The 13,869-nt window shown below is 33.6% G+C and carries 3 protein-coding genes; 2 read left to right on the forward strand and 1 reads right to left on the reverse strand.

The window, feature by feature from the left end:
• The first annotated feature begins 207 nt into the window (after nucleotides 1-207).
• Nucleotides 208-2,808, forward strand: coding sequence for a YfhO family protein (locus CKV71_RS08230; RefSeq protein ID WP_095105669.1), 2,601 nt, complete (start codon nucleotides 208-210; stop codon nucleotides 2,806-2,808).
• 369 nt (nucleotides 2,809-3,177) lie between these two features.
• The gene (locus CKV71_RS08235; protein WP_095105671.1) at nucleotides 3,178-4,812 is read left to right on the forward strand and encodes a hypothetical protein; all 1,635 of its coding nucleotides are present in this window, start codon (nucleotides 3,178-3,180) and stop codon (nucleotides 4,810-4,812) included.
• A 110-nt stretch (nucleotides 4,813-4,922) separates the two neighbouring features.
• Here the strand turns inward: CKV71_RS08235 and CKV71_RS08240 are convergent, their stop codons facing one another.
• On the reverse strand, nucleotides 4,923-13,658 hold the full coding sequence (locus CKV71_RS08240) for a lectin-like domain-containing protein (RefSeq protein WP_095105672.1): 8,736 nt from the start codon (nucleotides 13,656-13,658) through the stop codon (nucleotides 4,923-4,925).
• Nucleotides 13,659-13,869 lie beyond the last annotated feature (211 nt).

The raw sequence follows: 13,869 nt of genomic DNA on the forward strand, positions 1-13,869 counted from the left end.
CATAGAAATCTTAATCATTCTTGATTAACTGTATTCACAAAAATTTGACAAATATTTCGATACTATATTGTTATGTTAACACTTTTTTAATGTTGGAATAGTACTTTATAGATGAAAATAAGTTAATATTTACTTTAAAATGGGTATATCGAATAATTAGTTATAATAATTATACATACAACAAATTAATTTCAGGAGCGACTATAGATGAAGTCATTCTTTAGTTACCAAGTTTTGCGTTTCCTAAAAATTAGTGCCGTGAGTGTTATACTCATGCTGATTTTTTTCCTTCCAGCATTTAATTCGGTCTTTCGTCACGATTTGATTTACAGCGGTGAAGGCGACGGCTTTAGACAAATGATGCCGTTTCAAATGTATTTATATAATCACATTACGAGTTTATCCAGCTTTTACGATATTTCATTTGGTTTAGGCGGAGATTATATAACGGATTTAGCTTATTACTATTCAACTTCGCCCTTAACCTATCTTAATTTCTTTTTCGTTTGGATAGTAGAACATGTCCTGCAAATGAATCCGCATACGATTGAATTTTGGCCAGGTAATCAATTATTCTTTGCTATTTTCAAAGCTTGTTTAACTTATATTGCAGCTTATTACTTAATGCGTTACTATCATTTGAAACGTTATACAGCAACGATTGCTAGTATCTTATACGCAGCTTCTAATGTGATGTTCTACTTTAATTTTACATGGTCATTTTATGGTGACGTCATGATTTACTTCCCTATTACTTTACTTGGAGTAGAGAAGTTATTTCGAGAACGTAAAGCCGGCGTACTGATTTTAGGGTTAACTCTAACGTTGATGTCTAATTTTTATTTCAGTTATTATGAGACTATTATTATCAGCGCATATTGTATTTATAGAATTATCTTTGTTTATAAAGCTGATATCATGTCTCGAGCAGCTAAGATTTATACATCTATTATTACGGTAGTTATTAGTGCCTTTATCGGCAGTTGGGGATTTTTCACAGGAATCAGTTCATTTTTACATAATGATCGCCAACAAAACCCTATAGATTATCCATTTTTAGTAAATTTATTTGATACGCAAAAGCAAACATTTTTGTCCGGCTTTCATATCGTCTTATCTTTATTAGTGATTATCGCACTGTTGCAATTTAAACTTTATAACCATTACTATTATCGCTTATTCGCTATTATGTCTTGGATTTTTTTAATTGGTTCATTTACTAATGGCTTTGACAGCTTTTTTAATGGTATGTCAATACCGCAAAGACGTTGGGTATATATTTTAGCAATGAGTGCAGCTATCATCGTGGCACTCATGATTCAGCATCTGGCTGAGTTATCACTGCGCTCTTTGTTGCTAGCCAGCTTGCCAGCTATCGCGATTTTTCTTTACTCTCACCACTTTATGCAAGGTAAATGGCACTGGTGGATGAGTACAGTTTTAATATTTATCGTATTAGTTGCGATTGTTCTATTATTTAAAGGCCGACAATACTTATGGATTAAAGCTGCTTTAGTTGCACTAATTGCCTTTCAACAACTCTGGTTAGCTTGGGATTATAATAATAATATCTTATTCCAATACCAAACTGATCGTAAACAAGTTACTAAATACGATTACTTCAGTCACCCACTCAATAAAATAATTAAAGAGATTCAAAAGAAAAATAATAACGATTTAATGCGTATTGACTATATGAGTATTTTCGGATTAAATTCTCCGCTTATTTATGGATATAATGGTATTTCGCTTTATTCTAGTATTTTTGATGGAAAAATATTGAAGTACTACGACAAAACGATGCAAATTAACATGCCTGTCGACAAAAATAGTACGTATCGTTTATTTAATAATCGTGCAAATTTGATGGCTTTATGGAATGTAACAGACCGCTTTAAAATGGGTTCAGATATGAATATGCCATATGGCTTTAAATTGCAAGATAAAGTCAAAGATGGAAAAGACGGCGATTTCTTACATTCATCTAACCAACTTCACTATCCAAGTGCACATATTACGACTAAAACTTATAATATGAGTGATTTGAAATCTCCGTTAGATAAAGAACAAGCGATGTTGCAAGGTGTAGTATGGGATGGAAAGCAAAAAGGAAATTCTAAGTTCAAAGCAAATCCTAACCTTTTAAAGGACGCATCATCCAAGTTGAACCATGCTGAACGTATTGATAAAAATCACATTAAAGTTACAAAAAATCATGGCGGTATGACTTTACAGCTTCCCCAATCAGTGTCTGGTCAGTATAAAGATATGTACGTTGAAATGGATATCGAAAAAGAAGCACCTTTTGGCGAACATTATGTAAAAGTCAATGAATACCAGCAAAAACGCAATCCATCTGATTACAAATATAGACGCTTTGTAAGCCCTGTTACGATGAGAGTTAAAGCTTCACCTGATCTTAAGGTTCAACTTCCAAAAGGAAAATATCGTTTGTCAGTAAAAGGAATATACGGCGAAAACTATCATACGCTTGAAAAAGCTGCCAAAGAAGTTACTCCAGTTAAAGTTAAAAAAGTAAACAGCGGCTTGGAAATTACTAAACCTAAAGCTGCACAAGGTAATTTAGTTCTCCCAACAGCCTATCGTAACGGATTATACGCAGAAATCGACGGTAAGAAATATAACGTCAAACAAGGTAATGGTATCATGAGTGTGATACCTGTTAAAAAAGGCCAAACACATATCTTATTAAAATATGAACAACCTTTTATTAAACCGTTACTACTCATGACCATTATCGGTATATTAGCAGGTATACTCTGGTGCCGTTGGTTAAGAAGAAAATAATTATAAAGAAACTCTCGAGGTGCGCGTGCAGCACTTCGAGAGTTTCTTTATTTTTTACACTTATAAAGTTAAAGTTCTCCAAATAATACATATTTAAGTTTTATAATTGTACAAAATCTACTATACAAATTCTCCTCGACAAATTATAATAAGTTTATCAAACCAAAACTTTTATGGTGCGATGCTAGGATAACTTTATGGATGGTTATGTTACTCTCTCTAACCATTCAGCAAGGTATTCACTTCGAATAAAAACTCTCAAAAACACTGCAGTAATCAAGTCTCTTTCAACACTTATTGCTCACATTTTTATTTTCCAATTACTTCAACAAAATATATTATATAAACAACTAGAAAAGAGGTACCACTTTGGAACAAACTCACTTTAATTCTCAACATTACTTATTAAACTTCATCAATCAAATCACGCACGGCTACAGAAATCCCTTACCTTCCGATAGCACATACAAAGAGTTATTTGCTAAACTATATGAACTATTGAATACTGAAGAAAAAATGGTGATTGAAAATGTTTTAATCACCGGCATACCGTTCCTACGCATAAACCGTGAAACTTTCAACCAACTTACTGTATTAAATCAATCCGCTTATCTTATACCTATTGGAAAGAATCGCTACTTTATTTCTCCGCCATTTGTAAATGATTATAATCAACTTATTCTTAATCAAGAATATTCTTTTCTTCGTGACGTAAGCACCAATATTTATAAGAATGTCGGTCATTATGCACTGGCAGAAACTCATAGAAGAAAATACGAAAATATTACACTAGTCGATTGTTTGAACAATAACTTTGATTCCAAAGAGCTTGCTTTTATTTGTATGTTGCTTAAAATTGATCTCTCAAATCACATAAATATCGCAGAACAATGCCAGCTGATTGCAAATGAAGTATTGAAAGATTATTACATGTTAGAAAAACTCTTCGAACTTATTCCTTCTATCAGAATCTTATTTTCTCTCATGATACTAGAAGATAGAAACAGTTATTTGGGTGCTACTGAAGAAAACCGCTCCTTAGCGACTTTTATGCTCTTTAAAAATAGCACATATGAGATTTTGTATTTACCTATAGATGTTTTTAATCATCTAAAAGCATTCTTCAAAGATAAAAACATCAATCCTTCAGATATATTGAAAAATTCTGTTCTTAATTTTTCTTCTACCTTAATGTCTGCAGATAAAGAAGAAGAACTTTTATACTCTTTAATCGATAATCAACTTAATGAAGATGATGAAAAAATATTGATAGAAGCTTTATGTAACGATTATTTATATGAAGATCTATTTTCCAGCATGAATGAAATGGAAAATGAAAAATTTCAATTTTACGAAGCTTTACTTCAATTATATGGATTTCTTCCTTTGAAAATCGTAAAAATAATTCATGATAAATACTTTGATCAACCTAAAAATATTTTTGAAATTAAAAGAGAGATTAACTTTTTCTATAAAGATATTGGAGGTAGTTTAACAGAAGGCTATTTTGTCAAACCTATACTTGAAGATGCGTATTCTATGTTAAGCAATATATATCATGATATCCCTTACTATATCCCAGACACACTTGATGAACTTATTTACCACAACTCCCAATCTTCCTATATAAATCAATTCGAAATTCAAGATAGCCTTACTTTCTTTAAAAGACACATCCATATACCAAAAGAATTTGAGAAAAACCCTAAAACTTTAATAAAGTTATTGGTAATTGAAGAGCTTATTATACCTAGCATTAAAACTTTGCCTTTTGAAAGTGATATCAAGGATACAGTAGAGGATTGGAAGGCTCAAGGATTATTTGAAAAGGCTTCCGTTGAAAAATTACAAAAACACGCGTTAAATCTATATCATCATTTACGTTTATGGACACTAAGAGGCCATACTATTTCTGAATACTACCAATTACGTCGAGCAGCCCGTAATCAATCATTAGAGAAAGATACGATAAAAATAATCGATATAGAGAATTTAAAAAAATAGTTTTTATTAATTTAATAAATGGAAAAACCGGTGAAAATCTCTAAGATTTTCACCGGTTTCTTCTTGAAGCTGCATTGATGAGTTAGCCTCTTACAATAAAGAAACTCTTACTATTTTTCAGTGTTATCTTTATCTTCATTTTTGCGTTTTCTGAAGAACATCATTAATCCACCGATTGCAAACATCAATGAAGCATATTTAGGATCCATAGAAGTTAATTCTTGACCTGTGTTTGGTAAAGCTTTTGCTTTTTCTTTTGTAGCTTCTTTAGTTGCTTGTTGTTTATGCTTAACATTTGTTTTGCTTGCTGGTTGAGTTACAGATTTTTCAACGTGTGATTTTGTTTGTACCTCTGTTTTTGTTTTACCAGTTGGTAATACAGTTGATTTTTCCACTTCTAGATTTTCAATTGCATTATTGATAGCTTCAGTAGCTTTTTGGATTTCTTTAAGTAAAGCTTCATCTGAATCTTTAACAATTGACTTACCAGTTTCGACAGCTTTTTCTAATTCGTCAACCGATTGTTTAGTGCAATTAGAAGTTGGTGTTGATGTAGCTTTATCAATAGCTTTTTGCAATTCTTTCAAGGCTTCAGATTTATTTTGATCTGCTTTATCTTGAGCTGCTTTCACTTCAACTGCCTTGTTCAATGCTTCTTTAGCTGTATCTACTGCTGCTTGTGAAGCGTTAGCATCAGCATTTACTTCCTTAGCATTTGATAATGCTTCTAATACTCCGGCGTCTTCTTTATCGCCAGGGTCGTACGAATTGATGCTCTCTGCGTTTGTAATTGCTTTTTCAAGTTCTGCTTTATTTGCTTTCACTTTCAAGCATGATAATGCATTTTCCACAGCATGTGTAGCTTTAGTGATTTCTTCAACTGTTTTGCCTTTAGGATTATCAACTATAGATTTACCTGTTTCTTTAGCTTTTGTTAATGGTTCTACACTACTTGGTGTAAAGTTGTGTTTTTCGACAGACTTAGCTTTTTCAAGTTGTGCTTTCAAAGCTTTTAATGCTTTATTAACTTTATCCGCTTTTTCTTTATCAGCTTTGTCTTGAGTCGCTTTTACTTTAAGTGCTTTAGCCAAGTCAGATTGTGCTTTGTTAACTTCTTTTTGCGTTGCATTGAAGTTTTCTTGAACTGTTATCGCTTTGTCTAAAGCGTCTTTCACTGCTTTATCTTCTTTATCATTCGGATTCAAGGCTGTATTTTCTGCTGTATCGATGACTTTGTCGAGTTCAACTTTGTCCGCTTTTTCTACTAAGTGTTTTTGTGCAGCTTTCAATTCACGAGTCGCTTTAGTAATTTCTTCAACTGTTTTGCCAGTAGAATTATTAACTATTGTACGGCCTGCTGTTTCGGCTTTTGTCAATGGTTCCACACTATTCGGCGTATAAGCATATTTATCAATTGAACCTGCTTTTTCAAGTTCTTTTTTCAATACGCTTAAAGCAGTATTCACTTTATCAGCTTTGTCTTGAGTCGCTTTCACTTTAAGTGCTTTAGCCAAGTCAGATTGTGCTTTGTTAACTTCTTTTTGCGTTGCATTGAAGTTTTCTTGAACTGTTATCGCTTTGTCTAAAGCGTCTTTCACTGCTTTATCTTCTTTATCATTCGGATTCAAGGCTGTGTTTTCTGCTGTATCGATGACTTTGTCGAGTTCAACTTTGTCCGCTTTTTCTACTAAGTGTTTTTGAGCTGCTTTCAAATTGCGAGTCGCTTTAGTAATTTCTTCAACTGTTTTGCCAGTAGAATTATTAACTATTGTACGGCCTGATGTTTCAGCTTTTGTCAATGGTTCTACACTGTTCGGCGTATAAGCGTACTTATCAATTGAACCTGCTTTTTCAAGTTCTTTTTTCAATACGCTCAAAGCATTATTCACTTTATCAGCTTTGTCTTGAATAGTTTTATTTTGGACTGCTTTTTCAAGTTCAGTTGTTGCTTTATCAACTGTTTCTTGTGATACATTTTGATCTGCTTGAACTTTTTTAGCCGTATTTAATGCCTCTTGAACTGATTTATCTTCTTTATCACTTGGATTAAGTTCTAAAGTTTTTGCAGATTTAACTACTTTATTTAATGTCGCTTTATTAGCTTTAACTTCAAGTTTATTTTGAGCTTCAGTGATAGTCTTAGCTGCTGCTTTCAACTCTGCGACAGACTTAGAAGTATCTTCACGAGTTGTTTCACCAGCTTTAACAGCTTCTTCTAAAGATTTGATTGTATTCGGTTTATAGTTATCTTTAGTCACTGCGTTTGCTTCTTTGATAGCTTTATTTAACTCATCTAAAGCATCTTGATGTTCTTTCGCAGTAATTGCATTATTGATAGCTTTTGTAGCATTAGATACTTGTTCAGTTGTTGCATTGTTATTTTCATTTACAGATTTTCCTGCCGCAACCGCATCTTGTACTGCTTTATCTTCTTTGTCAGTTGCAACTAAATCACCTAATGTTTTCGCTTTATTAAGTGCTTTTTGCAATTCTGTTTTATCTGCTTTTGAAACTAAGTTTGCTTGTGCAGTTTTCAATGCTTTTGTAGCAGTTTCAATTTCTTGAGTTGTTTTATTAGTCGCATTTGTAACTACATCTTGACCAGATACTTCAGAATTTGTTAATTCTTTCACACTGTTTGTTGTGTAAAGCTCTTTATTAATTGCTTGAACTTTTTTAAGTTCTGCTTTTAATGCATCTAAAGCATATTGTTTTTCAACAGCTTCTTTAGTATCCTGCGCTTTTTTAGCATTTACTGCATTATCTAATTCAGTTTTAGCTGTATTTACTGTTTCTTGAGAAGTATTGTGATCTGCTTGTACAATTTTAGCTTTATCTAAAGCTTCTTGCACTGCTTTATCTTCCACATCGTTTGCATCAAGTTTACCTAATTTTTCAGCTGTTTCCACAGATTTATCAAGTTCTGTTTTATCTGCTTTTACTTCTAATGCATTTTTGGCATCTATAATGGCTTTTGTAGCTGCATTTAACTCTTCAACTGTTTTAGTTGCATCGTCTTTAACAGTTTTACCACTTGTTACTGCTGTTTCAAAAGGTGCCACAGTATTTGGTTTATAATTTTCTTTTTGAACTGTGTTTGCATCATCAATCGCTTTTTGTAAAGCGTCTAAAGCATCTTGATGTACTTTCTCAGCAATTGCTTTATTGATTGATTTTGTAGTGTCAGCTACTAGTTCAGCAGGAGCATTATCGTCTTCATTCACTGTATTACCTACAGTTACAGCTTCTTGTACTTCTCTATCTTCTTTATCTGTCGCAACAAGTTCACCTAATGTTTTTGCTTTATCTAGAGCTTTTTGCAATTCTGTTTTATCTGCTTTTGGTTCTAATGCATTTTTAGCATCTATAATGGCTTTTGTAGCTGCTTTCAATTCATCCACAGTTTTAGTTGCATCATTTTTAGCAGTTTCACCTGCTGTTACTGCTGTTTCTAATGTTGTTACTGTTTTTGGTTTATAATCAGCTTTTTGAACTGTATTTGATTCAGTGATAGCTTTATTTAACTCATCTAAAGCATCTTGATGTTCTTTCGCAGCAACTGCATCTGTGATTGCTTTAGTTGCATTTGTAACTTGTTCAACTGTCGCATTATCATCAGATTTTACTCTATTGGCTGCTGTTACAGCATCTTGCACAGCTTTGTCTTCTTTGTCAGTTGCTGATAAATCAGTTAACGTATTTGCTTTATCTAATGCTTTTTGTAATTCTGTTTTATCTGCTTTTTGAATAAGTGCAGTTTGCGCATCTTTCAACGCTTGTGTGGCTGTATTGATTTCTGCAGTTGTTTTAGTGCTAGGTGCTGCAGCAATTTCATTACCCGCAGTTTCTTTTTCAGTTAAAGTAGCAACAGTATTTGGAGTATAAACTGTTTTATCTAATGCTTTAACTTTAGTAAGTTCTGCTTTCAAAGCATCTAAAGCTTCTTGTTTGGTTTGCGCGTCTTTAGTATCTTGAACGTTCTTAGCATTAACTGCATTATCTAATTCTGTTTTAGCTGTGTTTACCGCTTCTTGCGTCGCATTTTGATCAGCTTGTACTGTTTTTGCTTTGTCTAATGCATCTTTCACAGCTTTATCTTCTTTATCATTTTCATCCAGAATACCTGTATTTTCAGCTATTGTCACAGATTTATCAAGTTCTGTTTTATTCGCTTTGGTTTGTAATGCATTTTTAGCATCAGTAATAGTTTTAGCTGCTGCTTTTAATTCTTCAACTGATTTAGATGCGTCTGCTTTAGTTGTTTCAGCTGCTTTAACCGCATCTTCTAAAGGTGTCACTGTATTTGGTTTGTAGTCTTCTTTATGGACCGTTTTAGCATCTGCAATTACTTTATTCAATTCATCTAAAGCATCTTGATGGTCTTTTGCATTAATCGCATCATTGATTGCTTTAACAGTATCCACAACTTCTTCTGTTGTTGCGTTACCATCGCCATCTATTCTTTGACCAGTTGCAACTGCATCTTGCAAAGCTTTATCTTCAGCATCATTTGGATTTAAGTTTCCATAAGCAATAGCTTTATCTAAAACTTTTCCAAGTTCAGTTTTATCTGCTCTTTCTTTCAATGCGCCTGCTAATTGTTCAATTTCATTTGCTTTAGCAAGTGTTGCTTGCGTATCAGCAGTAGTTGGATTATCTAAGATATTTTGTCCAGCAGTTAACGCAGTTTTTAATGGTCCAAACGTATTTGGTGTATATTGTGCTTCGTTATATCCATTAGCTTTTGTTACTGCTGATTTTAAAGTATTGATAGCATCTGCTTCTTTTTTATTATTAATTTCATTTTCAAGATTTGTTGTTGCTGTTTTAATCTCAGCAGGAGTCGCATTCGGATTATTTTTCACTGTTTCCGCTGTATTTAAAGCATTTTTCAATAACTGATCAGCATTTGAATCTGTTAAAGGTGCTAACGCTTTCGCATTAGTAATAGCAGTGTCTAATTTCGTTTTATTTGGTACCAGTTGTGCAAGCGCATCATTAACATTTTTAGCCGCTTTATTTAATGCCTCAACCGTAGAAGTGTTGTCTCCGGCAGTTGTTTTACCAGATTCTGCAGCTTTATTAAATGGTTTTAAAGAATCAGCAGTGTAATCCGCTTTATCAACTTTACCAGCTTGATCTAATGCTTTATTTAAGTTATCTAATGCATCTTGGTGGGCTTTTGCTGAGACAGCATCATTTATCGCTTTAGTAGCTTCTGTTACTTGTTGTGGTGATGCGTTGTCATCTTGGTTAACTGTTTGTGCTGTATTAATTGCATCTTGAACTGCTTTGTCTTCTTTATCTGTTGGTTCTAAACCAGTAATAGAGTTGGCTGCATCTAGAGCTTTTTGTAATTCGTTTTTATCTGCTTTTGGTACTAGTCCAGCTTGTGCATCTTTCAAGGCTTGTGTTGCTGTATTAATTTCTGCAGTTGATTTTGACTCAGGCGCATCCGCGATAGCTTTAGCTGCAGTTTCTTTTTCAGTTAATGGTGTTACTGAATTTGGTGTGTAACCTGATTTGTCTAATGCTTTAGCTTTATTTAATGCATCATTCAATGCGTTAAGCGCTGCTTGTTTAGCCGCAGCATCTTGTGCAATTTGATTATCTTGAGCTTGTTTAGCTTTGACCGCATTGTTTAAATCATCTGTTGCAGCTTTAACTTGATCAGGTGTAGCATCACCGTTTGTTTTAACTGTATTTGCGACTGCTAATTTATCTTGCAACGCTTTATCAACAGGATTATTAGGATTTAAATTATTATAAGCTGACGCATTGTTAATAGCTGTGTTTAATGCAGTTTTATCTGCTTGCGGAACTAATCCAGCTTGTGCATCTTTCAAGGCTTGCGTTGCTGCTTTGATTTCTGCTGTTGTCTTAGTTCCAGGTGTGCCTAAAATACTTTGACCATTTGTCACAGCATTATTGAATGTATTAGAACTGCTTGTAGTATAACCAGCAGTATTAGTACCTCCTGCTTTAGTTAAAGCAGTTCTTAGTTCGTCTAAAGCATTTTGTTTCTCTTGTGCTTCTTGGGCAGTTTGTGCTTGTTTAGCTTTGATTGCATTATCCAAGTCAATTTTAGCTGCATCGACAGTTGGTTGATCTGTATTCAAATCTGCTTGAACTGTTTTAGCTTTAGTCAAAGCTGTTTTCAATGCATCATCTAATGCATTACCTGCTTGTAATGGTTGAATAGCTTCTGCAGTTGTAATTGATTGGTTCAATCCAGTTTTATCTGCTCTTAAAACTAATGCATTTTTAGCATTTTTGATAGCGTTTGAAGCATCAGTGAATTGTGTATTTGAACCATTTTCTGGTTGATTCGCTAACGTATTACCGGCTGTTACCTGTGTTTCAAATGCTTCTACACTTTTCGGAGTGTATTTATCTTTAATTACAGTTGTAGCATCTGCTAAAGTTGCCTTCAATGCGTTAAGAGCTGAATTAGGTTGAATAATAATATCAAATTTTGAAGTACTTGCATTATTCGATGAATCTGTTGCTGTAATAGTAACTTCAAAAGATCCTTCACTTGTAGGACTGCCTGTAATTTGTTTTGTTGTTGGATCAAATGATAGACCTGTCGGTAAACCTGCCACTGTTAGAGTCGGTGTTGAATTTGAACTATCATTAGCATTAATTGTGATTGGCGTGATTGGTGAATAAGCTTCGCTTGTTTGGTTTGAAACCGGCGTTATTGTAGGAGCCTGTGCACCAGATACTGTAAATGTGAACGATTTTGTAGTAGATAATCCTGCTGCATCAGAAGCTGTTACTTCAACTGTTGCAGTTCCTGGTTTTGTCGGAATACCCGTAATTTGATTTGTTGTCTCGTTAAAAGTTAAACCTTCTGGTAAACCAGTTACTGTTTTTGAATCGATATAATGACTATTATCATTAATAGTTAATGTAATCGGCATAATTGGTTTTAATGGTTCAGTTGTAACGTCTGCAATGTCACCGATTGTCGGATCTTCGATATCTTTAACTTTATATACGATATATTGAGCATCATTAGATAGTGTTACTACATTTCTGATATCATTATATCCTGGTGCTAAAGCATCATCAGTTTCTGAAAGTTCATAACCTTTTTCAGTTAAATAGTCAGTATAATCCTGCATAGGTAAATCTTCATTGACCTCACCAGCTCTACGAAGAGGTTTATCAATTAATTCCTCTGTATCTTCATCTACAAAATATTCTTCTAAAATAGCTGAAGCGGTAAATCTGAATTCATCTAATCTAACTTGTTGTAAGTTATAAGCACTTCCAGTTGAACCTACAATAGAAAATGCAAATGCTTCTTTATGTGCAGAAGTAATATAAGTTGCTAGATTTTGTGTCCATGACTGATTACCATAAGTAACTGTCATATCTTTTGTTGCACTACTATAATCAACTTTTAACGGTATTAATTGATTATTAGGTTGGAAATTTAATAACGCTGCTTCTGCTGGAGTATTATTTCCTAACGCAGTAATAACTTCTCCGTCTTTGTTAGCATAAATGAAAGCACCAAAAGCTCCTTGCCCTATAAATTTATCTGGATCTGTATATGCTTTACTAGTGTTATCGAATGCAGTGTTAACAGAAGTATCTAATTTAAATCCAAAAGCCCAAGGTAAGTTTCCTATACCGAAGCCCGAACCGAGCAGACCTAATTCATGAGGTTTTTCAGGGCTAAGAATAATTGCAACGCCATCTCCGCCAGAAACCCCATCTTTAGGATGTCCTTCATATTTGTCACCAAGATTTACTGCTCCTGTAAAATGGAAATCTTTACTCATATTTAATTTGATATCTAAAGAAATTGCACCATTATTGTTTGCTTGATTTTGAGTTAAAGTTGCAATACTACTATTTGAATCGTATGTGGCAGCATTGTTTTCTTTGAAATATTCATCGAAGTTGTTTTTATTAACTTCAACTTCTTGATCTGCAGTGACATTAATATCAAAGCTTCTTGTTGCATAACCTGTAGACTCCTCTTTACCTCTTGGCAAAGTAGCTTGAGGACTTAATAAGTCTTTTTCAGCTGCAGCTTGTTCAATTAAAATTCTTAAAACTTCTGATTTGAGTTGTTCTGGTGTTAAGTCACTTACATCGATTGTTGCAAGTACTTCGTCAACTGCGGCATTATCATAGTCTTTACTTAAGTCTTCTTTTACTTTTTCAACTTTTTGTTGTGGAGAAAGTGCAGGTGTTGATGGGGCTACAACAGGTTTTTCTACTATCGGTTCAGTTGATGATTGTGTAGTTTGAGTGGCTGCTTCAGGCGCTACTTCTTTTGTTTCTTTGCTTTCTACTACAGGCGTTTGAGTCTTTTCAACTTTTGCTTCTTCTTTCAGCGATTCAGCTTCAGTTGAAGTTGTTTCTGTTGCTTTATCTGCTATTTCAGCAACTGACTCTTTTGAATTTTCTGTTTTTTGAGGTTGAACAGAATCCTCTTTCTGTGCAGTTATTTGTTCTGTTTCTTTATCCTTTTCAACTGTTGGTTGAATAGTTGTCTCTTGTTCAACTTCTTTTGCTGGTTGCGCAGAATTGTCAACTTCCTCTACTCCATTTTGCGTTTGTACTTTGTCATCAGTTTGCTGTTGAAGAACCTCGGCTGTTTTTTCTTGTGGCGTGTTGTTATCTTCTACTAGTGCTTGTTGAGAAGCACTAGTATCAATAGAAGCCTCTACAACGGTATTATCGTTTATATTCTCTGCTGCTTTGGCTTCGCCGTTATGACTTAAGAATAATAAAGATCCAATTAGAATAGATGCGGTACCTACAGTAAATCTTCTAATAGAGTATTTATTTCTTAAGTTTGGCAAAAAGTCCATTTTTTTCATATGGTGTCCTCCGATACTAGTATATTCCTATTACACTTCTATTATAATATTATTTTGAACGATTGTATATGAAATATAATTTATATTTTAATGTTCTAGCTTATATGTATTCATTATTTCTTATTTGATTTTACTTTGTTAAATTCATGTATATTACTGAAAATAAAGGACTTAGCGTACTATTAATCTCCTAAAACCTACTGTTCTACTC

This window comes from Staphylococcus piscifermentans (genome assembly GCF_900186985.1).
Lineage (GTDB): Bacteria > Bacillota > Bacilli > Staphylococcales > Staphylococcaceae > Staphylococcus > Staphylococcus piscifermentans.